The sequence below is a fragment of the Rhodanobacter sp. Root179 genome, from assembly GCF_001428465.1.
Taxonomy (GTDB): Bacteria; Pseudomonadota; Gammaproteobacteria; order Xanthomonadales; family Rhodanobacteraceae; genus Rhodanobacter.
Window position 1 is genome coordinate 15340 of record NZ_LMHR01000085.1, and the last position, 23006, is coordinate 38345.

General features: G+C 67.8%; 18 protein-coding genes. 11 read left to right on the forward strand and 7 right to left on the reverse strand.

Translation table 11 applies throughout. The annotated features are described in order from the left end of the window. Positions 1-8: 8 nt before the first annotated feature. From ASD82_RS13240 to lpxK, 3 genes are read left to right on the forward strand one after another with little or no spacing between them, the layout of a single operon-like run. Positions 9-440 (forward strand): biopolymer transporter ExbD, encoded by a 432-nt coding sequence (locus tag ASD82_RS13240; RefSeq protein ID WP_007808031.1) that lies wholly within the window; start codon positions 9-11, stop codon positions 438-440. Beyond that, positions 437-2221 carry a lipid A export permease/ATP-binding protein MsbA gene (gene msbA / locus ASD82_RS13245; protein ID WP_056718299.1) on the forward strand — a complete coding sequence of 595 codons (1785 nt, stop codon included), beginning with the start codon at positions 437-439 and terminating at the stop codon, positions 2219-2221. The genes ASD82_RS13240 and msbA overlap by 4 nt, the downstream gene beginning before the upstream one ends. A 9-nt stretch (positions 2222-2230) precedes the next feature. Next, a complete protein-coding gene (gene lpxK, locus ASD82_RS13250; protein ID WP_056718300.1) occupies positions 2231-3217 on the forward strand; it encodes a tetraacyldisaccharide 4'-kinase in 987 nt (328 codons plus the stop codon). Here the strand turns inward: lpxK and hutI are convergent. The 3 genes from hutI to ASD82_RS13265 all read right to left on the reverse strand — a co-directional run bounded on the left by hutI (position 3203) and on the right by ASD82_RS13265 (position 7727). Continuing rightward, the gene (gene hutI, locus ASD82_RS13255) at positions 3203-4432 is read right to left on the reverse strand and encodes an imidazolonepropionase (RefSeq protein WP_056718301.1); all 1230 of its coding nucleotides are present in this window, start codon (positions 4430-4432) and stop codon (positions 3203-3205) included. The two genes, lpxK and hutI, sit on opposite strands and share 15 nt — an antisense overlap. A 45-nt stretch (positions 4433-4477) precedes the next feature. Beyond that, positions 4478-5971, reverse strand: a complete 1494-nt coding sequence (locus tag ASD82_RS13260) for a chloride channel protein (protein ID WP_056718302.1) — start codon at positions 5969-5971, stop codon at positions 4478-4480. A 196-nt stretch (positions 5972-6167) separates the two neighbouring features. Then, positions 6168-7727 carry a bifunctional GNAT family N-acetyltransferase/carbon-nitrogen hydrolase family protein gene (locus ASD82_RS13265; RefSeq protein ID WP_056718303.1) on the reverse strand — a complete coding sequence of 520 codons (1560 nt, stop codon included), beginning with the start codon at positions 7725-7727 and terminating at the stop codon, positions 6168-6170. A gap of 85 nt (positions 7728-7812) precedes the next feature. Here ASD82_RS13265 and ASD82_RS13270 point away from each other — a divergent pair, with 85 nt between their 5' ends. The 4 genes from ASD82_RS13270 to ASD82_RS13280 all read left to right on the forward strand — a co-directional run bounded on the left by ASD82_RS13270 (position 7813) and on the right by ASD82_RS13280 (position 11864). Beyond that, positions 7813-9183, forward strand: coding sequence for a formimidoylglutamate deiminase (locus ASD82_RS13270; RefSeq protein WP_056718304.1), 1371 nt, complete (start codon positions 7813-7815; stop codon positions 9181-9183). 107 nt (positions 9184-9290) lie between these two features. After that, positions 9291-9479: a hypothetical protein gene (locus ASD82_RS17815; protein WP_157599276.1), complete on the forward strand. Its 189-nt coding sequence runs from the start codon at positions 9291-9293 to the stop codon at positions 9477-9479. Between the two features lie 96 nt (positions 9480-9575). After that, positions 9576-10562, forward strand: coding sequence for a multidrug resistance efflux transporter family protein (locus ASD82_RS13275; protein ID WP_056718305.1), 987 nt, complete (start codon positions 9576-9578; stop codon positions 10560-10562). A gap of 48 nt (positions 10563-10610) precedes the next feature. Further along, positions 10611-11864, forward strand: a complete 1254-nt coding sequence (locus ASD82_RS13280) for an MFS transporter (protein WP_056718306.1) — start codon at positions 10611-10613, stop codon at positions 11862-11864. Between the two features lie 144 nt (positions 11865-12008). Here ASD82_RS13280 and ASD82_RS13285 read toward each other — a convergent pair whose 3' ends face one another. Further along, entirely contained in the window at positions 12009-13292 is a 1284-nt protein-coding gene (locus tag ASD82_RS13285) for an ectonucleotide pyrophosphatase/phosphodiesterase (RefSeq protein ID WP_056718307.1), read from the reverse strand. Between the two features lie 52 nt (positions 13293-13344). Here ASD82_RS13285 and ASD82_RS13290 point away from each other — a divergent pair, with 52 nt between their 5' ends. Beyond that, positions 13345-13764, forward strand: coding sequence for a hypothetical protein (locus tag ASD82_RS13290; RefSeq protein ID WP_056718308.1), 420 nt, complete (start codon positions 13345-13347; stop codon positions 13762-13764). A gap of 167 nt (positions 13765-13931) precedes the next feature. Here ASD82_RS13290 and ASD82_RS13295 read toward each other — a convergent pair whose 3' ends face one another. From ASD82_RS13295 to ASD82_RS13305, 3 genes are all read right to left on the reverse strand, one after another. Further along, entirely contained in the window at positions 13932-14444 is a 513-nt protein-coding gene (locus ASD82_RS13295; RefSeq protein WP_056718309.1) for a methylated-DNA--[protein]-cysteine S-methyltransferase, read from the reverse strand. Continuing rightward, entirely contained in the window at positions 14441-15940 is a 1500-nt protein-coding gene (locus tag ASD82_RS13300; protein ID WP_056718310.1) for a DNA-3-methyladenine glycosylase 2, read from the reverse strand. Before ASD82_RS13300 ends, ASD82_RS13295 begins: the two co-directional genes overlap by 4 nt. 106 nt (positions 15941-16046) lie before the next feature. Beyond that, positions 16047-16592 carry a nuclear transport factor 2 family protein gene (locus ASD82_RS13305; protein ID WP_056718311.1) on the reverse strand — a complete coding sequence of 182 codons (546 nt, stop codon included), beginning with the start codon at positions 16590-16592 and terminating at the stop codon, positions 16047-16049. A 154-nt stretch (positions 16593-16746) separates the two neighbouring features. On the opposite strand from ASD82_RS13305, the gene ASD82_RS13310 reads away from it, so the two are divergent. From ASD82_RS13310 to ASD82_RS13320, 3 genes are all read left to right on the forward strand, one after another. Then, positions 16747-18363 carry a tetratricopeptide repeat protein gene (locus ASD82_RS13310; protein WP_056718312.1) on the forward strand — a complete coding sequence of 539 codons (1617 nt, stop codon included), beginning with the start codon at positions 16747-16749 and terminating at the stop codon, positions 18361-18363. A 67-nt stretch (positions 18364-18430) separates the two neighbouring features. Then, positions 18431-20101: a urocanate hydratase gene (gene hutU / locus ASD82_RS13315; protein WP_056718313.1), complete on the forward strand. Its 1671-nt coding sequence runs from the start codon at positions 18431-18433 to the stop codon at positions 20099-20101. 289 nt (positions 20102-20390) lie between these two features. Further along, entirely contained in the window at positions 20391-22997 is a 2607-nt protein-coding gene (locus tag ASD82_RS13320) for an AAA family ATPase (protein ID WP_082585355.1), read from the forward strand. Positions 22998-23006 lie beyond the last annotated feature (9 nt).

Sequence of the window (23006 nt, forward strand, 5' to 3'; positions counted from 1 at the left end):
GCATACCGATGCGTATCAGCAACGACCGCCGGGGCGACGACTTCGAGATCAACGTGATTCCGTTGATCGACGTGCTGCTGACCCTGTTGATGTTCTTCGTGCTCACCAGCACCTTCATCCAGCACTCGCGCATGCAGGTGACCCTGCCGCAGGCCAGCGCCCAGGATCGCGACCTGAACACCCAGGTGCTGACCATCATGATCGACCGCGATGGCCGCTTCTTCGTGGGCAGCGACGAGGTGATGGGCGAGGGCATCGAGGCGCTGAAGCAGACCATCGCGCGCAACGCCGGTGACGACCGCGACCGCCCGGTGACGATCCGTGCCGATGCGATGACGCCGAACCAGAACGTGGTCACCGCGATGGACGCGCTGGGCCAGCTCGGCTTCACCCGGCTGTCGATCGCCACCACGCCGACCAAGCCGGGCGCGGCGCAGTGAGCAAGCGCAAGGGCGGGGTGTGGGATGCCGAAAGCCGGCGCGTCTACGCGCGGCTGCTCGGCTATACCCGGCGCTACTGGGCGGTGGGCCTGGTGGCGATCCTCGGCATGGCGGTGGACGGTGGCGGGTTGGCGATGTTCACCAACCTGCTCAGGCCGATGTTCGACGACCTGTTCCTCAACAAGGACCCGTACCTGATCTTCTGGATGCCGATCTGGATCATCGCGATCTTCGGCATCCGTGGCCTGGGCACCTTCGTCAGCAATTACGGCATTGCCTACATCGGACGCAACATCGTGCAGGCGATGCAGCACGACGTGTTCGCTTCCTACCTGCGGCTGCCGGCAACCTTCTTCGGCCGCGAACCGTCGGGCCAGCAGATCTCGCGCATCACCTACACCAGCGAACAGGTGGCCTCGGCCTCGACCGATGCGGTGAAGGTGGCGGTGACCGAAGGCGTCACCGTGATCGGCATGTTCTACGTGATGCTGCACAACAGCGCCTACCTCACGCTGACTTTGCTGGTGATGATTCCACCGATCGTGCTGATCGCCACCGTGGTCAGCCGGCGCTACCGGCTGATCAGCCGGCGCATCCAGGGCATGATGGGTTCGGTGACCGGCACGGTGGAGGAATCGGTCGGTGCGCATCGTGAAGTGCGCATCTACGGTGGCCAGCAGCACGAGGCCGCGCGCTTCGACCAGGTCACCCACCAGGCCCGCCGTTTGAACCTGAAGATCGCCGCGACCAGCGCGATGTCCAGCACGGCGATCCAGACCGTCGCGGCGTTCGCGCTGGCGGCACTGGTCTTTCTGGGTACCCGGCCGGGCGTGATCGACCATATCTCCTCGGGCGTGTTCATTGCGGTGCTGACCGCGATGGGCGCGATGATGCCCTCGCTGAAGCGGCTGACCCAGGTGCAGGCAAACATCCAGCGCGGCCTGTCGGCGGCGGAGGACCTGTTCGAGGTCATGGACCTGCCGCCCGAAGTCGACCACGGCACGCGCGAGCTGGCGCGCACCCGTGGCGACCTGCGTTTCGAGGGCGTGCGGCTGACCTATCCGAACAGCGATTACGAAGCCTTGCGTGGCGTCGACCTGGCCTGCGCGCCGGGCACGGTCACCGCCCTGGTCGGCCGTTCGGGCAGCGGCAAGAGCAGCCTGGTCAGCCTGCTGCCGCGCTTCTACGAGCCGGGTGCGGGGCGCATCGTGCTCGATGACGCGGACTACCAGGAATACACGCTGCCCTCGCTGCGTCGGCAGATCGCCTGGGTCGGCCAGAGCGTGGTGCTGTTCGACGACACCGTGGCCAACAACATCGCCTACGGCGAACTGGCCGGCGCCAGCGAGGCCGACATCGTCGCGGCGGCCGAGGCGGCCAACGCGATGGAATTCATCGCGCGCCTGCCCGACGGCATCCACACCCGCATCGGGCAGAGCGGCAACACGCTGTCCGGCGGCCAGCGCCAGCGCATCGCGATCGCCCGCGCCATCCTCAAGAACGCGCCGATCCTGGTGCTGGACGAAGCCACCAGCGCGCTCGACACCGAATCCGAACAGCTGATCCAGCAGGCCTTGCAGAGGCTGATGCGCGACCGCACCACCCTGGTGATCGCCCACCGCCTGTCCACCGTCGAAGGCGCCGACCAGATCGCGGTGATGGATCAGGGCCGCATCATCGAGCGGGGCAGGCATGCCGAACTGATCGCGCTGGACGGCCAGTACGCCGCGCTGCATCGCATGCAGTTCCATGACCATGCGGCCGACCAGGCCGGCGACTGAGGAGCGGCCGTGGCGCTGATCGACACGCTCGAATCAGCCTGGTATCGCGGCGCCCCGGCGCCGTGGTGGACGGCGCCGCTGGCGCTGCTGTACGGCGCCGTCACCCGCACCCGCGGCCTGCTGTTCCGTCGCGGCGTGCTGCGCAGCGTGCGACTGGCCGCGCCGGTGGTGGTGATCGGCAACCTCAGCGTGGGCGGCACCGGCAAGACGCCGTTGACGATCGCCGTGGTCGAAGCCCTGCGCGAGCGCGGCCATCGTCCCGGCGTGGTCAGCCGCGGCCATGGCGGAACCCAGCGCGAACCGCTGCTGCTCGGCGCTGCGCCCGACCCGGCCCGGGTCGGCGACGAACCCTGCCTGATCCACGCCAGCGGCGTGCCGGTGGCGGTCGGGCGCGATCGTCCCGCGGCGGCGCAGTTGCTGCTGGATGCCGGCTGCGACGTGGTGCTCGCCGATGACGGCTTGCAGCACTACCGGCTGGCGCGCGACGTGGAGATCTGCGTGATCGACGGCGTGCGTCGTTTCGGCAATCGCCGCCCGCTGCCGGCCGGTCCCTTGCGCGAACCGGTCAGCCGCCTGCAGCGTGTCGACCTGCGCGTATGCAATGGTGGCGCCGCCGAGCCCGGCGAATATCCGATGCAGTTGCACGGGGGCGACGTCGTCGCCCTGGCCGATGGGCGGCGGCAGTCGCTGGCGACCTTCCGTGGCCAGCGCGTGCATGCCGTCGCCGCGATCGGCAACCCGCAGCGATTCTTCGACAGCCTGCGCGACGCGGGCATCGAGGTGATCGGACACCCGTTTGCCGACCACCATGCGTTTGTCCCGGGCGATCTCGCCTTCGGTGACGAGCTGCCGCTGCTGATGACCGACAAGGACGCGGTGAAGTGCGCCGGCTTCGCCCACCCGGACTGGTTCCGGGTGCCGGTGCGGGCGCAGTTGCCGCTGGCGTTCTTCGACGCGTTAACCACCCGCGTCGAGGCGGCGCTACGCCGGTACTGATTCGCCGCCGATCCACAGCCCGCGCAGCAGCTGCCCGCCGATCCAGTAGCACAGTTCCGCCGGCTGCTTCGCCTGCCACACCGCCAGGTCGGCGCGCTGACCGACCGCCAGCGTGCCGCGATCGTGCAGGCCCAGCGCACGCGCCGCATGCACCGTGACGCCGCGCAACGCCTCTTCCGGCGTCAGGCGGAACAGCGTGCAGGCCATGCCGGCGGCCAGGCGCAGCGACAGCAGCGGCGAGGTGCCGGGGTTGCAGTCGGTGGCGATCGCGATCGGCACGGCGTGCTCGCGCAGCCGCTCGATCGGCGGCAGTTTCGTTTCGCGCAGCGCGTAGAACGCACCCGGCAGCAGCACCGCCACGGTGCCGGCCGCGGCCATCGCGCGGATGCCGTTGTCGCCGAGGTGTTCCAGGTGATCGGCCGACAGGCCGCCGTACTCGGCGACCAGGGCCGCGCCATCCAGGTCGGAAAGCTGTTCGGCATGCAGCTTCACCGGCAGGCCGAGCTGCTTCGCCCGTTCGAACACGCGGCGGGTTTCCTCGCGGCTGAAACCGATGCCTTCGCAGAACGCGTCCACCGCGTCGACCAGGCCCTCGGCGGCCAGCGCGGGCAGCATCTCGTCGCAGGCCAGGGCCACGTAGTCGTCGCGTCGATCCTTGTACTCCGGCGGCAGCGCGTGCAGGCCCAGGAAGCTGGTGCGCACGCCGATGCCCAGTTCGCGCCCGATCCGGCGCGCCACGCGCAGCATGCGTCGCTCGCTGTCCAGGTCCAGCCCGTAGCCTGACTTGATCTCCAGCGTGGTCACGCCATCGGCCAGCAAGGCGCGGGCGCGCGGCAGCGATTGCGCCAGCAGCTGTTCCTCGCTGGCGGCGCGGGTGGCGGTGACGCTGGAGGCGATGCCGCCGCCGGCACGGGCGATCTCCTCGTAGCTGGCGCCGTTCAGGCGCAGGTCGAACTCGTGGGCGCGATCGCCGCCGAAGACCAGGTGGGTATGGCAGTCGATCAGTCCCGGCGTGACCAGCGCGCCATCCAGCGAGCGGAGCGTGTCGGCCAGCGTGGCGGGTTCGCCGGGCAGCTCGTCCATCCGGCCGAGCCAGGCGATGCGGCCGTGATGCATCGCGATCGCCCCGTGTTCGATCAGTCCGTACGGCGCCTCACCCGCGAACGTGGCCAGCGTCGCGTTGATCAGCAAGGTGTCCCAGCGAGGATGGCTCATGTCGATCGGGTTCCGGCGAAGGTCAGGAGGGGCAGGACGGAGGAATCAGGATTGTGCAGGCGACGGCGGGTCGGCCGGCGCGGCCGGCTCGTCGAACGCGGTGGTGCGCACCGCGGCCGGCGCGGCGTCACCGGTCTCGTCGAGCGAATCGTCGGCCAGTTCGTAGACCACGTCCTGGCTCTGGCGCTGGCTGGCCTGCTGCCGCTCGAAGTCCTGCACCATGCGCTCGGCAAAATCGCGGTAGACCGGCGTGGGGCAGAACAGCGAGGCGGCGGCGCGGGCCAGCAGGCAGGCGGCCATGATCGGGATCACCATGTCCTGGTTGTCGGTCAGCTCCATCGCGATCACCGCCGAGGTCAGCGGCGCGCCGGTGACGCCGGCCAGGTAGGCGCTCATGCCCAGCAGCACCACCGCGGCTGCCGGAATCCCGGGCAGGAAGTGGGCGATGTTCTGGCCCAGGCCCGCGCCGACCGCCAGCGCCGGCGAGAAGATGCCGCCGGGAATGCCGGCCCAGTACGAGACCACGTTGGCCAGCAGCTTGGCGATGCCGAAGCCCTGGTCGGGCATGTTCGCGGCGCCCTGCACGATCGCCCGCGCCTGGTCGTAGCCGGTGCCGTAGATGCTGTTGTGGGTGCACACGCCGAGCACGGCGAGGGTGAGCCCGCAGCCTGCCGCGAACGCCACCGGCCAGCGCGCGCGCAGGCGACCGACCCGGGCCAGCGGGCCACGCTGGCTCAGCAAGATCAGGCGTGCGAACAGGCCGCCCAGCAGGCCGCAGATCACCCCGGTCAGCAGCACCGCCAGCCAGGCGTGGCCCAGTGGCAGGCTGGCCTCGACCTCGCCGAAGTACGAGTAGTTGCCCATGATGCCCAGCGAGACCACGCCGCCGATGATCACCGCGGTCAGCAGCAGGCCGCTGAAGCGGTGCTCGAAGGTGCCGGCCAGTTCCTCGATCGCGAACACCACGCCGGCCAGCGGCGTGTTGAACGCCGCCGCGATGCCGGCCGCGCCACCGGCCAGGATGAAGCGCGAAGCGGCCTTGGGATCATTGAAGCCGAAGCGCCGGCCCAGCGAGTAGAACAGGCCCGCACCCACATGCACGGTCGGTCCCTCGCGGCCGATCGACGCGCCCACGGCCAGCGCGATCAGGGTCAGCGCCATCTTGCCCGCGGCAATCGGCAGCGCCAGCATCCGCGCGCGAAAGCCTTCGTCCTCGATGTGCAACGTGCCGATCACCTGGGGGATGCCACTGCCCCGCGTCGCGCGGAACCTGCCCTCGGTGACCCGGGCGAGCAGGGCGAACACGATCGGGGTGAGGATCAGCGGAATCCAGACGCCGTGGTCGAGGATGCGCAGGAACAGCTGGTACGACCACACGCTGGCCTTGGCAAACAGGATCGCCGCCAGCGCCACCAGCACCGCGCCGAACCACAGCACCAGCCGGCGTTTCCAGTGATGCGGCGCGAAGAACTCGTGCCCGAGCAGCGCCCGCAGGCGCGGGTTCGATGAGGTTGAAGCGGGTCTGGAAGGCTCGGACATGATCGCGATTATCGCAGAGCGGTGGCTGGCGATGGGTTCGAGCCTGTCGCATCCCCCATCCGCCCTGCGGGCACCTACCCCCGTTTTACGGGGAAGCAAGCATGCCGCGTCGAGGCTCGTCGCTTCCTTCCCCCGCCTGCGGGGGAAGGTGCCCGCAGGGCGGATGGGGGTGCGCTCCTGCTCTCGCTCTGTTCTTTCAGCGCGGCCGCCAGCGCGTCTCGTACAGGTCGAAGCGCCGGTCCTTGAGGTTGGTCACCGCGCCGGCATTGCGGGCGCGGGCCAGGCTTTCCAGGCGCAGGTCGGCGAACAGCACGGTCTCGATGTTCGGCGTGGAGTCGGCCGCGATGCCATCGCGGGCGAACGGGAAGTCGCTGGGCGTGAGGATGCAGCTCTGGCCGTACTGGATGTCGAAATTGTTGACGCCGGGCAGGTTGCCCACGTTGCCGGACAGCACCACGTAGCACTGGTTCTCGATCGCCCGTGCCTGCGAGCAGTAGCGCACGCGCAGATAGCCTTCGCGCACGTCGGTGCAGAACGGCACGAACAGGATCAGCGCGCCCTGGTCGGTCAGGTGGCGGGCCACCTCGGGGAATTCGGAGTCGTAGCAGATCATCACGCCGATCGGGCCGCAGTCGGTGAGGATCGTCGCGGCGCTGTCGCCGCCGGAGATGTTCCACACGTTGCGCTCGCTGGGCGTGGGATGCAGCTTCTCGCGCTCGTGCAGCGAACCGTCGCGCAGGCACACGTAGCAGACGTTGTGGATGTCGCCGTTGGCCTGTTCGGTGGGGTGCGTGCCGGCGATGATGTTGATGTTGTAATGGACGGCCAGACGGCTGAACAGCTCCTTCACCTGGGGCGTGTACTGGCTCAGCTTGCGGATCGACTCGAACGGCGACAGCTCGGTGTTCTCGATCGACAGCAGCTGCAGGGTGATCAGCTCGGGGAAGGTGACGAAGTCCGCGTTGTAGTCGGCGGCGATGTCGGTGAAGTATTCGACCTGGGTGGCGAACTCCTCGAACGAGGTGATCCTGCGCTGCTGGTACTGCACCGAAGCCACCCGCACCGAATCGGGCAGGCGCCGGGGCGAGGGGATCGGCGGCATGTCCGGCTGGTCGAGCAGGCGCGGGTTGCGCCAGACCAGGTGCACCGCATAGCCCAGCGAATCGTGGTCCGACGGCACGTACGCCCGCAGCAGGCCAATCACCTCGAAATCGTTGTTGAGCTGGAAGCTCAGGGTGAGGTCGCGGCGCTTGCCTTCCGCCACTGCCTGCACATACGCCTCGGCGCTGCCGTAGCGCTGGATGTTCCTGGCCAGCCCGGGGATGCGCCCGCCGAACACGATGCCGCGCAGCTTCAGGTCGGTGCACAGGCGCTTGCGCGCGTGGTACAGCCGCTGGCCGATGCGCATGCCGCGATAGTCCGGGTGCACCACCACTTCCATGCCGTACAGCCAGTTGCCGTCGGGCTTGTGGCGCGAACCCATGCCGCCGCCGGTGATCTGCGACCAGGTATGCGGGGCCAGCGCGGTTTCCTCGTCGATGCGGAAGGTGGCGCAGTAGCCGACCACCTTGCCCTCGTACTCGACCACGAGCTGGCCTTCGGGAAAGTGCGTCTGCTGGGAGCGCAGCATCTCCGGCGAGTGGCCCCACTCGGCGGTGTAGATGCGCGCGGTCAGTTCGGCCAGTTGCGGCACGTCGTCCAGGCGGGCCTGGCGCAACAGCAGTTTCGGGGTGTTTTCGCTGGTTTTCTTGCTCATGGGCCTGTGCACGGTCGGTTTGCGCTCGGGTGAATACGGAGCGGGGCGCCGGTTACACTGCACCATTCGGTGCGGAGCAAGCGTGATGAGCGAGTGGGCGAGTCCTTCGGGTTTCGAAGCCGGCCAGCTTTGGCGTGGCGACGGCTGGCTGGCCGACGGCCGGTTCGGGCTGTCGCCCGACGGTGCGCTGCTCGACCCACCGGCCGGGTCGCAGGCCCCGATCGGTGAGTGGGTGTTGCCGGGCATGCCGAACCTGCATTCGCACGCGTTCCAGCGGGCGATGGCCGGCCTGGCCGAACGTCGCAGCAAGGCCGACGACAGCTTCTGGAGCTGGCGCGAGACGATGTACGCGTTCGCCGCGGCGATCACGCCGGAGCAGCTGAAGGCGATCGCCAGCCAGCTCTACGTCGAGATGCTGAAATCCGGCTACACCCGGGTCTGCGAATTCCACTACCTGCACCACCAGCCGGACGGCACACCGTACGCGCAGCCCGAGGCGATGTCGCTGGCGTTGATCGAGGCGGCGCGCGAGGCCGGCATCGGGTTGACCCTGTTGCCGGTGCTGTACATGAGCGGCGGTTTCGACGGCCGGGCGCTCACCGCGCGGCAGCGCCGCTTCGGTCATTCGGTGGACGGCTATCTGCGCCTGCTGGAAAGCCTGCGCGCGCACGAAGACGACGCGGTGCGCGTCGGCATCGCGCTGCACTCGCTGCGCGCGGTGCCGGAACAGGCCTTGGCCGAGGTGCTGGCCAGTCCGCTGGCCCGCACCGGTCCGATCCACATCCACATCGCCGAGCAGATCGGCGAAGTGCAGGATTGCCTGGCCACCCGCGGCGCCCGTCCGGTCGAGTGGCTGTTCGAACATGCCGACGTCGACGAACGCTGGTGCCTGGTGCACGCTACCCATCTGACCGAGGCGGAAGCCGCGCAGCTGGCGCGCAGCGGCGCCGTCGCCGGCCTGTGTCCCACCACCGAGGCGAACCTGGGCGACGGCCTGTTTCCGCTGGCCGACTTCCTCGACGCCGGCGGCACGCTCGGCGTCGGTTCGGATTCGCACATCTCGATCTCGCCGGTGGAAGAGCTGCGCTGGCTGGAATACGGCCAGCGCCTGGCCACCCGCCACCGCAACATCGCGGCGCGACAGCAGGGCGACAGCGTGGGCGAGACCTTGTGGCGGGCCGCCCTCGTCGGCGGTGCCCGGGCCAGCGGCGCGGCGGTCGGTGAACTGCGCGCCGGGGCCCGCGCCGACCTGATCGTGCTGGATGACGCCTCGCCGCTGCTGGCCGCCCGCGACGCGCGTTCGCTGATCGACAGCTTCCTGTTCTCCGGCAACACGCCGCTGGTGCGCGACGTGATGGTCGGCGGCCGCTGGCAGGTGCGCGATTTCCGGCATCGCGACGAGGCCGCCATCGCGGCACGCTACCGCGCCGCGGTGGGCGCGCTGGCGGCGCGTTGAGGCAGCACGGCGGAAGATGAACGCCGGCCATCGACTGCTCGCCCTGGCGTCATCGGCGTGGACGACAGCGGCGTTCTGACGGACACCTGCCACGAATGGAGTGTCCCATGCGTCGAATCACCTCCTGTCTTGCCCTCGGCGTGCTGCTGGCGGGCAGCGCCTCGCTCACCGGCTGCATCGTGGCCGCGCCCCGTCCGGTCGCCCACGTGAGGGTGGTGGAGCCTGTCCACGCCCGGGTCTGGGTGCCCGGTCATTGGGGCCCCCGCCGCGTCTGGGTCGGCGGCTACTGGCGCTGACGCCTCCGAGGTCAGCGCCGCCGGCATCGGCGGCGCTGGCCCCTACGCACGACCGACGCGATTTGCCACACTCCGTTTTTCTGTCGGCGTGCCTGCATGCGTTCGAATGCCTTGCTCGCGGTGGGACTGGCGCTGTGCTCGGCGCTGTTCTTCACGCTCACCTACGTGCTCAACCGCAGCCTGGTCGCCGGTGGCGGGCATTGGGCGTGGGCGGTGATCCTGCGTTACCTGCTGACCTTGCCGCTGCTGGCCGTGGTGCTGCCGTTCCAGGGCGGGCTGGGCGAACTGCCGGGCGAGCTGCGCCGGCATGCGCGGCCGTGGTTGCTGTGGAGCGGCGTGGGCTTCGTGCTGTTCGGCGTGCCGCTGACCTGGGCGGCCAGCAGCGGGCCGTCGTGGCTGATCGCCGGCAGCTTCCAGACCACCGTGCTGGCCGGCCCCTTGCTGGCGCCGCTGATCTATCGCGACGAACGGGCACGGCTGGCCTGGCGCACGCTGGCGATCGGCGCGCTGATCGTGGCTGGCGTGTTCGCGCTGCAATGGGGTCACGCCCAAGGTCAGCTGCATGCCGGCGACTGGCTGGCGATCGGCGCGGTGGTGCTTTCCGCATTCGCCTATCCGCTGGGCAATCGGCAATTGCTGTTGCATCTGGAGCAGGGGCCGACGCGACTGAACGCGGTGCAGCGCGTGTTCGGCATGACGCTGTGCAGCTGGCCGCTGTGGCTGCTGTTCGCGGTGATCGCGTGGTTCACCGTCGGCCCGCCGAGCTTGCGCGAGGCGCTGCTGGCCGGCGGCGTGGCGCTGTCTTCCGGCACCATCGCCACCATCCTGTTCTTCCGCGCCACCGACATGGTGCGCAGCGAACCGACCGCGTTGGCCGCGGTCGAGGCGATGCAGGCCGCCGAGCTGCTGTTCGCCACCGTGCTCGGCGTGCTGTTACTCGGCGAGGCGTGGCCGCGCGGCTACGCGCTGTTCGGCGCGCTGGCGATCATCGTCGGCATCGCGCTGTTCGGCTGGGTCAGCGGCCGTGGCGCCGCGGGCGACGACGAGGCCGTGCGTGCATTGCGCGGTGATCGCAGCGCCTGAGCGGCTTATGCTTGCGCGATGCCCACGTCCCCAGGCAAGACAGACACCATGAACCACGAAGCGGAGCCGGCTCCGTACATCCACCACGGCACGCCCGCGTTCCGTCACACCAACCTCGCCCTGTTCGCCGCCGGCTTCGCCACGTTCGGACTGCTGTACTGCGTGCAGCCGCTGATGCCGGAGTTCAGCCGCCACTACGGCGTCAGCGAGGCCGGCGCGGCGATGTCGCTGTCGTTGACCACCGGCGTGCTGGCGTTCGCCATGCTGTTCGCCGGCGGCTTGTCCGATGCGTGGGGACGCAAGTCGATCATGGTGGCCTCGCTGCTGGCCTCGGCCGTGCTGGTGCTGGTCACCGCGCTGATGCCGGACTGGAACGCGCTGCTGCTCGTGCGCAGCCTGCTCGGCCTGACCCTGAGCGGTTTGCCGGCGGTGGCGATGACTTACGTCAGCGAAGAGATGCACCCGGAATCGGTTGGCCTGGGCATGGGCCTGTACATCAGCGGCAGCGCGGTAGGCGGCATGGGCGGGCGGCTGATCTCCGGCGTGCTGGCGGACTTCTTCGGCTGGCGCGTGGGCGTGGCGACGGTGGGCCTGGTCGGCGTGCTGGCGGCGCTGATCTTCTGGCGCGTGTTGCCGCCGTCGCAGCACTTCGTGCGGCAGCCGCTGCGCTGGCGCAGCCTGCTGGCCCGCTTCGGCGGCATGTTCCACGACCGCGGCCTGCCATGGCTGTTCGTCGAGGGCTTCCTGCTGCTCGGCGCCTTCGTCACCGTCTACAACTATCTCGGCTACCGCCTGCTGGCGCCACCGTACAACCTCAGCCAGACCGTGGTCGGGCTGATCTTCGGCATCTACCTGATCGGCACCTTCAGCTCGGCGTGGATGGGACACCTGGCCGGCAAGCTGGGCCGGCGCAAGGTGTTGTGGACCGCGTTCGCGCTGATGCTGCTGGGCGTGGCGCTGACCATGACCACGCCGCTGTTGCTGGTGATGCTGGGCATCGTGGCGATCACGTTCGGCTTCTTCGGCGGCCACTCCATCGTCAGCAGCTGGGTCGGCCGTCGCGCCGGCGCGGCGAAGGCCCAGGCCGCTTCGGTCTATCTGTTCTGCTACTACATGGGCTCCAGCATCGCCGGCGCCAGCGGGGGACTGTTCTACGCCGCGCACGGCTGGAACGGCGTGGCGCTGTTCGTCGGCGCGCTGGTGCTGGCCGGGCTGCTGATCGCGCTGTGGCTGTTCCGCCTGGCCCCGCTGGTCAATGTGGCGACGCCGCCCACGCCGATGAGCAAGGGGGCGATGCCGTAGCTCCCCCTGCGGGTCCCGAGGGGAGTCCTGCAGGTGAGGGGGTGCTTTTGATCTTGCGGGACTGACGCGAAGAGCGGACCCCACCCCGGCCCTCCCCTGCACGCAGGGGAGGGAGAACGGTAGATGCAGGGGAGGGAGAAAGGCTCAGCGGGATGCGGGTTTCAGCATGTCCTTCACCGCGTCGTAGCTGCCGTCGTTCGCCGCGGCGGGAATCCCCAGCAGATGGGTCATCAGCGGATAGACGTCCAGGTTCGGGAACGCGGGCACCTTCGCGCCGACGCGGAACGCGGGGCCGTGGGCCACGAAGATCGCCTGCATCAGCGGCTCGGCGTTGTCGAAGCCGTGCTCGCCCAGGCTCACCCGGCCCTTGCGCTTGGCCGCGTAGTCGGTGGTGGTGATGCGCCAGTGCACGTTCGCCAGGCACAGCAGTTGCGGCACGCGTGCGTTGTGGCCGTAGGCCAGTCGTGCGGGCACGCGGCTCTTGTCCCAGCACTGCATGTGCGCCTGCGGCTGTTCCAGGGTCTGTTCGATCTGGCGGAACGCGGCTCGGTCCTCGGCGCTGTCCGACTTCGGATTGAACCCGGCCAGGATGCCCAGGCTCACCGCGTGGACCTGGTCCAGCGGGATCAGCGTGTCGATCATCACGTTGTTCGCTTCGGGCACAGTGGCCATGCCGTGGTCGGACACCACGATCAGGTTGATCCGGTCGAACAGGCCGCGCTGCTTCAATCCGCTCACCAGCTGCGCCAGCGCCGCGTCGGTTTCGCGCAGCGCCTCGTTCACCTGGGGCGTATCCGGGCCGTAGACGTGGCCGGCGTGATCGACCCCGTCGAAGTACAGCGTGAGGAAGCTGGGCCGCTCGGCGACGGGCAGGTCCAGCCACGCCAGCACCTGGTCGACCCGCTGGGCCGGCGTGACCGCACCGTCGTAGGCCAGCCAGTGGTCGGGGCGATGGCCGTGGATGTCCGCTTCCGAACCGGGCCAGAACATCGTGGCCGTGCGCAGTCCATGCTGGTCGGCGGTTTCCCAGATCGGCGTGCCCTCGGCCCACCAGCGACCGTCGCTGATCGCCTTGCGGCTGCTCAGCGAGAACTTGCCCAGCTGCGGGTCGAACATCGTGTTGTTGACCACGCCGTGGTGGTCCGGGGTCAGGCCGGTGACCAGGGTGTAGTGGTTCGGGAACGTCAGCGACGGGAACGCCGGCTGCATCGAAGCGGCCTGCACGCCACCGCGGGCAAGCATCGCCAGGGTCGGGCTGAGCCCGCGCTGCATGTAGTCGTGCCGATAGCCGTCGATGGAAATCAGCAGCACGGGCGCGGGCTTGCCCGTCGTAGCGGCGATGGCAGGTGTGGCTGCGGGGCGCTGCGTGGCGCAACCGAAGCTGAATGCTGCCAGGGAGCAGAGCAGCAGGCGAAACAGGATTTTCATACGGACAACCTTACGATGCATTGAAACCAACTGCACATGATCGCGCACCCTCATGACCAATACACGTCTTGATCGACATTCCCGGACGACACGCCTGCTGATGGCCGGCTTGGTGGCGCTCGTTCCGCTGGGTACGGCGGCGGCCTGGCAGTCCACCGCGCAGCCGGTGATCCGGCCGGTGTCGCCCAGTGTGCGGTTCCAGCAGGCCGCGCAGCAGCAGAAGACGCGCGACGACCTGCAGCAGAGCCAGCTGCAGCAGCAGTTGCACAATGCCGTGCAGGACACCGCGAAGCGTCCGTCCGCGAATGACCCGCGCGCACTCGAGCAACTGGACAAGGCCCAGCAGGCGCAGCGCGACCGTGACCGCGCCGCGCAACAGGACCTGCTCGATCGCCAGCGCGACCAGCAGAACGTGCAGCCCTTGCCCCGCGTCGTGCCGAAGGCGCTGCCGACCTCCGCGCAGGGCGGTTAAGCCGCGCGGCTCCGCCTGGAGCCTGTGAAGAAAACCACTTCCTGTGGTTTTCTTCTATCGCGAGCCCGGTACACGCCCGGACTCGCTCACATGAAACAGTCACTTGCATGACTGCTTCATGCCCGGCCCTCATGGCCGACCTGAGAGGTTGAAAAACTCACAACCTCTCAGCCGAACAGGTCGCCGTGCGCGATGCGCTGTTCCAGGTTCAGCAGGTAGCGCTTCGTCGGCAGGCCACCGCCGAAACCGGTGAGGCTGCCGTCCGCGCCGATCACGCGATGGCAGGGCAGCACGATCGGCAACGGGTTGCGTCCGTTCGCGGCACCCACCGCCCGCACCGCCAGCGGCTTGTCGATGCGCCGGGCCAGTTCGCCGTAGCTGATCGTGATGCCATACGGAATCCGCCCCAGCTCCTGCCACACCTCCAGCTGGAAGGGCGTGCCCACCGGATGCAGCGGCAGCTCGAAGTGCTGACGCTGGCCGGCGAAATATTCCTCCAGTTGCACCCGGGCGAACTGCAGTGGCGCCGCCGCGCGTACCCAGCCCGGATGCGCCTGCTTCGGGTGCCGTTCGCGCTCGAACCAGATCTGGCGCAGCCCATGCCGGTCCGCCACCAGGCGCAGCGTGCCGACCGGGCTGTCCATCTCGTCGTACCAGATCGTGTCGGGGCCAGCGGTCATGCCATCGTCTCCGTCTTGCGTGGGCGTGGTGGCGTGTCCGCGGCACCGCGCCAAAGGTGGATCACGGCGTACGCGCGCCACGGGCGCCAGCGGTTCGCCAGTTCGGTCAGCGCCTTCGTGCCCAGCGGCGTGGCGGAGGTCGTCGCCTCGCGGCGCAGGATCAGGTCGGCGGCAGGGAACGCATCCGGATCGCCGAGCGCGCGCATCGCGATGTAGTGCGCGGTCCACGGGCCGATGCCCGGCAGCGCGACCCAGCGCGCCACGAACTCGTCCAGCGACTGGCCCGCCCGAAAATCCACGTGGCCATCCAGCAAGGCCTGCGCCACGCCGCTGATCGTCGCGGCGCGCGCAGTGGTTAGCCCGACCTCGCGCAGATCCGCCGCGGCCAGCGCGGCCGGCGTCGGAAACAGTCGGGTCAGGCCGGGCCACGGCGCCGTCGGCAACGGTTCGCCCCAGCGCTGCACGATCCGGCTTGCCAGCGTGCGCGCCGCCGCCACGCTGATCTGCTGGCCCAGGATCGCCCGCACCGCGATCTCGAAACCGTCCCAGCCGCCGGGCAGGCGCAGCCCCGGCTCGCGGCGGCGAAGCGGGCCCAGGATCGGGTCGGCGTGGAACGTGTCGGTGATCGCCCGCGGGTTCGCATCCAGGTCGAACATCCGGCGCAGCGTCGTCACCACGCCGAGGATCTGCGTCGGCTGCGGGCAATGCAGTTCCAGTTGCAGCGCATGTTCGCCAGCCGGCCACGCGCGCAGGCGCAGCCAGCCCGGCGTGTTCGCGGGGCCGAACACGCGCGCATAGCTGTTCTCGTCGACCTGTTCCACGCCGGGCAACGCGCGGGTGCGCAGGAACGCGAGCAGCGCATCGAACGCGTACGGTGGCCGGTAGCCCAGCCGTAACCGCAGCGGCGCGCCCGCCATCGCGCGCGGATGCCGGCGCAATTCGCGCGGCGCGATCCGGTTCGCCTGGGCGAACGCGGCGTTGAACCGGCGCAGGCTGCGGAAGCCGGACGCGAGCGCCACTTCCGTCACCGGCAGCGCCGTCTCCGTCAGCAGCTGCTTCGCGAACAGCAGCCGGCGCGTCGTGTGCACGCTGATTGGCGGCGCGCCGACATGCTCGACGAACAGCCGGCGCAATTGCCGCGCGCCCACGCCGACCTGGGTGGCCAGCGCGTCCAGCGATTGCTCCGCCAGCGCGCTGGCCTCGATCAGCTTCAATGCGCGGGCCACCGCCCGGTTGCCGCGTTGCCCTTCGTCGCTGCCCGGCGCCAGCTCCGGGCGACAGCGCAGGCACGGCCGGTAGCCGGCCACCTCGGCGGCCGCCGCGTTCGCGAAATAGCGCACGTTCTCGTGCTTCGCGGAAGGCGCCGGGCAGACCGGGCGGCAATAGATGCCGGTGCTGCTCACCGCGACGAAGAACAGCCCGTCGAAGCGCGCGTCGCGGCTGCGTCGGGCCTGTTCGCAGATGGATGCCGCGGGCAGGGAAGGGGCGGGATTCATGACCTCAGGCTAGCACCGCCGCGTCGAGCAGACTCGCCGTTTTCGGACACCAATACCGCGCGCCTCGATACGCAGGCATCAAGGCCGCAGCATCAATGCCGCAGCATCAATGTCGGATGACGGGCAGCGCGGCGGTGTCGCCGTGCGGGCACGCCGCCACGCGGCCGGCCCGAAATGCATCCGCATCCGCCGCGCTCGCCGGCCCGCCTTCATCACCGCCATCGAACGCGGCGCGCCACACGCCATCCGCCGCGCGCCGCCACGTCGTCGCGAACCGGCCGATCGTGTAGCGCCGCTTCGCGCCGGGTGCCATGTTCTCGAACAGGTACGCACCGCTGGAATACGCGAGCGTGCCATCGCCGCTCACCACGACCTGTTGCGGATACCAGTCCAGGCGCACCGACTTGCCCTCGATCATCGGCGCCCAGTGCTGCAGGATCGCGGCGCGACCGCGCGTCGGCTGCGGCGTATTCGCATCGAACACCGCGTCGGCCATCACGTGCCCGGCAAACGCTGCCGCATCGTGTTTCTGCACGCTTTGTGCGAACGACAACTCGCGCTGCCATACCGCGCACTCCGGCGTCGCCGCCTGCGCGATGGCCGGGGCGATCGCGCACGCCAGCAACATCAGCCCACTCTCACGCAACGTCATCAGCCTGCTCCCCGCGGACCGCCCGCCGCCGCAGGATTCTCCTTGTCCGGGCATACGGCCAGTGCAGGACGGCAGGGGGTGGACGCTTCAGGCCGCGACAGGCGCGGCCGGCGCAGTATGATCGTCGGCGTCGCCAGGGCTGGGGGAGGCCCGCATGACTGCACTGCAACGCGGTTTGCTGATAGCGGCCCTGATCCTGCTGGGTCTGGGCGAGTGGATCTGGAACATGCACCTGGTGCAATCGCAGGTCCGGCAGATGATGCAGGCGCAGGCGGCGAAGCCGCACGACCGCCCGTCGTCGCTGCCCGCGCACAAGTTCACTCGCGAGCAGGGCTATGCGTTCATCGCCGCGCTGAAGAAGGCCGAGGCGATCGCCGATCCGCTGCAGCGGTGCCTGGCCTATCCCGATCCGCCGGACAGCCACTGGTCGCGCGATGCGGTGGTCGCGTATTGCCATTACCGCCTGCAACCGCGGCTCACGTTCGCCGAGGCGCAGTCGCTGATCCAGCACGGCAAGGCGGCCGAGCTCGATCGCCGCCTCGCAGCCGCCCTGCATGCGCAACAGACCGTCCCGGACTCACGTGGCCTGCTCGATCGCATCTACCAGGATGCGTTCCAGAACGGCTCGTTCGAGGTGCGGCCCACGCTGGATGCGTGGAAGCGCGATGCGCCGGACAGCGCGTTCGCGTTCGCCGCCAGCGGCACGGCCTACGTGTCGATGGCCGCCGAAGCGCGCGGCGAGAACTACCTGAGCGACACGCCGGACAGCCAAGTGCAGGCGATGGACAAGCTGCTGGCCCAGGCCGACAGTGACCTGCGCCGGGCGATCGCGCTGGACCCGAAGGTCACTCCCAGCTACGCCGCGCTGATCCACGCCGGCGGCATGGGCTACGGGCGCGACTATGTCGACGCGGCGATCCGCGATGCGCTGGCGGCGGTGCCCGACGACTATTCCACCTACAGCATGGCGCTGTGGGCGCGCCAGCCGAACTGGGGCGGTTCATACGAAGCGATGGACCAGCTGGCCGCGCAGGCGCGGGCCCGGGCGCCGAACAATCCGCTGATGAAGGTGCTGTCGACGGAGCGGCCGTTCCAGCAAGTCTGGCGCTGCGACTGCAGCGATGCGGACGAGATGGCGGCGTATCCGCATGCGGTCGACGAACTGACCAGCAGCAGCAACCTGCTCGGCATCGGCCGGATGGCCAGCAAGTACCGCGACCAGACCATGGCCCTGATCTACCAGTCCGAAGCGCTGCGCTTCACGCCCGGCGACGAGGACGCCCGCGTGAACCGAGCGTTCGCCCTGGTCGACTACGACGAATCGGCCTGGGCCGCGGCGGACCTCAGCCAGCTGCTGGACCGCTCGCCCGGTAACGCGAGGGCGCTCGACGCGCGCGCGAACGCGTACGAGATGCAGGGCGACTACCGGCGTGCCGAGCAGGACTTCCGCGCCCTGCTGGCGCTGAACCCGGGCGACACGCGCGCGCTGGGCAAGCTCGGCGACATGTTCGTCAACTGGGAAAAGAACTGGGACAAGGGCTGGGCCGTGGCCGACCAGCTGATCCGCGAGCAGCCGCAGAACCCGTACGGCCTGCTGCTGCGCGCCGGCATCCAGGAACAGCAGCCCCGTGGCGGCCTGGACGCGACCGTCCAGCAACTGCAGGCGCGCTTCGGCAAGGACCCGAACATGGCGAAGATCATCGTGCGCATGCGCGCCGCGGTGGCGCTGCGCAAGCACACCGGCATCGACGGCAAGCCCGCGGCGCCGTGAGCCGGCCCCCGGTTCGACCCGGCCGCTGACCTATACTCGGTGGTCTGACTCACCGGAGCCCTTCGTGATGAACGCACCCACCCGCATCGACACCACCCGCACCATCCGCGCGCCCCGCGGCAGCGAGCTTTCCTGCAAGAGCTGGCTCAGCGAGGCGCCGTTCCGCATGCTGCAGAACAACCTCGATCCGGAGGTGGCGGAGAACCCGGCCGAGCTGGTGGTGTACGGCGGCATCGGTCGCGCCGCACGCAACTGGGAGTGCTTCGACGCCATCCTCAAATCGCTGCGCGAACTGAACGACGACGAGACCCTGCTGGTGCAGTCCGGCAAGCCGGTCGGCGTGTTCCGAACGCACAGGGATGCGCCCCGCGTGCTGATCGCGAACTCCAACCTGGTGCCGCACTGGGCCACCTGGGAGCACTTCAACGAGCTCGATAAAAAGGGCCTGATGATGTACGGCCAGATGACCGCCGGCTCGTGGATCTACATCGGCTCGCAAGGCATCATCCAGGGCACCTACGAAACCTTCGTCGAGATGGGCCGCCAGCACTACGGCGGGAACTTGAAGGGGCGCTGGATTCTCACTGCCGGCCTCGGCGGCATGGGCGCGGCGCAGCCGCTGGCCGCGTCACTCGCCGGTGCGTGCAGCCTCAACATCGAATGCCAGCAGAGCCGCATCGACTTCCGCCTGAAGACCCGCTACGTCGACGAGCAGGCCAGCGACCTCGACGACGCGCTGGCGCGCATCGCGAAATACACCGCCGCCGGCGAAGCGAAATCCATCGCCCTTCTTGGTAATGCCGCCGATGTGTTGCCCGAGCTGGTCAAGCGCGGCGTCAGGCCAGACGCCGTCACCGACCAGACCAGCGCGCACGACCCCGTCAACGGCTACCTGCCGCAGGGCTGGACCGTGGAGCAGTGGTTCGAGCGCCGCAAGGCCGACCCCGCTGGCACCGCCCGCGCCGCCAAGCTGTCGATGAAAACCCACGTCGACGCGATGCTGGCGTTCCACGCCCAGGGCATCCCCACCTTCGACTACGGCAACAACATCCGCCAGATGGCCCAGGACGTCGGCTGCGAAAACGCGTTCGCGTTCCCCGGCTTCGTCCCCGCCTACGTGCGCCCGCTGTTCTGCCGCGGCGTCGGACCTTTTCGATGGGTTGCACTCTCGGGCGATCCGGAAGACATCTACAAGACCGACCAGAAGGTCAAGGAACTCATCCCCGACGACGAGCACCTGCACCGCTGGCTGGACATGGCGAAGGAGCGCATCAGCTTCCAGGGTTTGCCGGCGCGCATCTGCTGGGTCGGTCTGGGCCTGCGCGACAAGCTCGGCCTCGCGTTCAACGAGATGGTGCGCAACGGCGAGTTGAAGGCGCCGGTGGTGATCGGGCGCGATCACCTGGATTCCGGCTCGGTGGCGTCACCGAACCGGGAGACCGAGGCGATGAAGGATGGCTCGGACGCGGTATCCGACTGGCCGCTGCTCAATGCGATGTTGAATGTTGCAGGTGGCGCGACCTGGGTATCGCTGCATCATGGCGGCGGGGTGGGGATGGGGTATTCGCAGCATTCCGGCGTGGTGATCGTTTGCGATGGCACGAAGGAAGCGGATGAGCGGATTGCGCGGGTGCTGTGGAATGACCCGGGGACCGGGGTGATGAGGCATGCGGATGCGGGGTATGAGGTGGCGGTGGAGTGTGCGGGGGAGCAGCACTTGAAGCTGCCGATGATCTGAGCCATTAAGGAGGACAGGGCGAAAGGATTGATGTATTGAAGTTGCGCAAGGTGGAGGCGGAGCTTGCGCGCGATCGACTCTCTCCGGGGGCTTAATTGCCTCCATCCCTTTTCTTCAACTCCATTGGCGCCTACGCCGGGGCGGCCAAAGCCGCGGTCAGCACCCTGATCTATGGAGGAATTGGTCTCTCAAAACGAGCAACTGGGCAGAGGTGGCCCGGTTGGCTTAACCTCTTGACGGTGCCGGAGGCATATCAGGCGTCGCGGCATGGAGCAGAAGGGGGATTCCGATGACGATCTTGGATGAAGTGCGTCTGTGGGCGCGCGAACAGTGTGACTGGCAGCGTGAAGCGGTGGCTCGGCTTGAAGAGCACTTGTCGCTCAGCGCCGATGACGACGAAGACCTTTACGCCATTCTCAAGGCGGCTAGAGGTATTCCCGATCCCGAAGGAAGAGCGCCACGCCCACAAGTTGACGGGCCGATCAATCGGCCCACGCGATCTACTGATGCCGTCAGTCTATTGGCGGTCACCGAGACACGAAACGTCAATGCGCTTGCCAGAAATGGCGCGCTAACTTTTGCACCCACCGGCTTGACCGTTGTCTATGGATCGAACGGGTCAGGAAAATCTGGGTATGCACGTGTTTTGAAGCAGGCCTGTTTTGCGCGGGACAAGCGGGAAAGGGTTCTTCCGAACGCCGATTTGCCGAGGGAAGAGGCTGGGGTGCCCAGCGCAGATCTTGTGGCCACTATTGGAGACCAGGAAGCATCATTCACCTGGACCGCTGATGCCGCAGAGCTCACTGAGCTGAGTCGGGTGGCGGTCTTTGATCATACGTGTGCTCGTGCGTTTGTAGATAACGAAGGCAGTTTTTCCTACTCGCCGGCCGGCTTGGACATCCTCGCCGACCTCGGCGCGACGTGCGTGCGAATGAAAGCAAAGCTTCAGCGCGACATCGACGCGTCCGCTCCGAACGTGGAGCCCTTGCGGGCGCTTATGAACCGAGAAGCGACGGTAGCTGGAAAACTGGCCAAGGCGCTTCCTGCTGGAGTTTCGGAGGCCCAGATCATTGGGGCTGCCGGACTGAGCAAGGAGCAATCTGATCGATTGGATGCAGTGACGCGTGCGTTAGCTGCACCCGACCCCAAGGTTCAAGCCGCTGCCTTCCGTAACCAAGCCCTGCGGGTGAAGGTGATTGCCGATGCTATTTCTTCGGTATCAGCCGTTGTTAATCAAGAGAAAGCCCAACAGCTTCGGGTATTGGTCGATGCCTCCAACAGGGCCAAGGAGGCGGCTGATCACGTGACGAGAGTATTCAATGAAACGCCTGGCCAACTTCCAGAGACCGGCAGCGAACCGTGGCGTGCGATGTATGAAGCGGCTCGAAACTTCGCGGTGACTTCTGAGCCCATAAAGTCCTTTCCCAGCCTTGAGAAGGGGATGCCGTGCCCTCTTTGTCAACAGGAGCTTGAAGCCGAGGCTACCAGTCGGCTTTCGACATTCGAGGCCTTCATCAAGGGGGATGTTCAGCAGAAGGCGGATGAGGCGCGTGAGGCCGCCGCCGTTGCCTTCAGGCAGCTACGTGATAACCGTATTGATATCGGACTGACCGCAGCGGTCGTTGCTGACCTTACATCCCTCTCCGAGGGGTTGGTTGATCGGTGTTCGGAGTTCCAAAGGCAACTGCGAGAGCGTCAAGGCGCGATTGTGGCCGCTTGTGGAAAGGATGGACGTTGGGAGACCGTGCCCGATCTGGAGGACGGACCGGTTCAAGAGCTCAACCAGTTGATGGCCGATCTTTCAGGTAGGGCCACGGCGATGGACGACGCCGCTGACGAGGCGCAGAAGCTTGCGTTGACCGCAGAGCGGGACGAGCTGGAGGCACGTCGACTGCTCGGAGATCTCAAAGGCGTGGCTATCGAGGCCATCCAGCGCCATGCGAACAGAGCCAAGCTCCAAGCATGCGCTTCCGATGTCCACACGCTCGCGATCACCCGAAAATCCACAGAGCTGACGAACAACTTGGCAACTGCTGAGCTGATGGAAGCGCTCAACGGGGAGTTAGATCTCCTCAACATCGCCAATCTTCAGGTCGTCATGAAAGCAGGGGGGGAAAGGGGGCGCAGCACCTATAAGCTGATATTGGAACGTCCAGGAAGGTTTCCTGCCGGCGATGTCCTCAGCGAAGGGGAGCAGCGCGCGGTTGCGATCGCTTCCTTCCTCACCGAACGAAGGCTCTCCGGAGACCCGAGTGGCGTAATTTTCGATGACCCCGTTTGCTCGTTGGATCACCGTCGGCGCCAACGAGTTGCCCGTCGCATAGTAAAGGAGGCGGATGAGCGACAAGTGATCGTTTTCACCCACGACATGTTTTTCCTTTTTGCGCTGATGCAGGAAGCGGAAGAGCTCGGTGTAGCGGTCTCACCGCGCACAGTATCCCGAGCCAAAGAGGGGTTTGGAGTTTGCGTCGATGAACTTCCGTTCGATGGCGCTTCGACAAAATCACGAGTCGGGTGGCTGAGAAACAAGCAAGTGGAATGCGCGAGGCTGCACCGCGATGGTGAGGAAGTCGCCTACAACGACCAAGTGGGAAGGCTCTACAGCAAGTTGCGCGAAGCTTGGGAGGGATGTGTCGAAGAGGTGTTACTGAATGGAACCGTGGAACGCTTCAGGAAGTCGGTGGAAACCAATCGACTAGCCAAGGTTTACATCACTGATGACGACGTTTCCAAAGTTGTCGCGAACATGGGGCGCTGCTCGAACTACGCCCACAACGTCGCCCGACGAGGGGATATTGAAATGCCAACACCAGAGGATTTGACGGCTGATATCGAAATCCTTGAGGGTTGGCGAGCGGAGTTGGAATCGCGAAAGAAGGTGAAGCGGGCTGGATGAGGGAGCAAA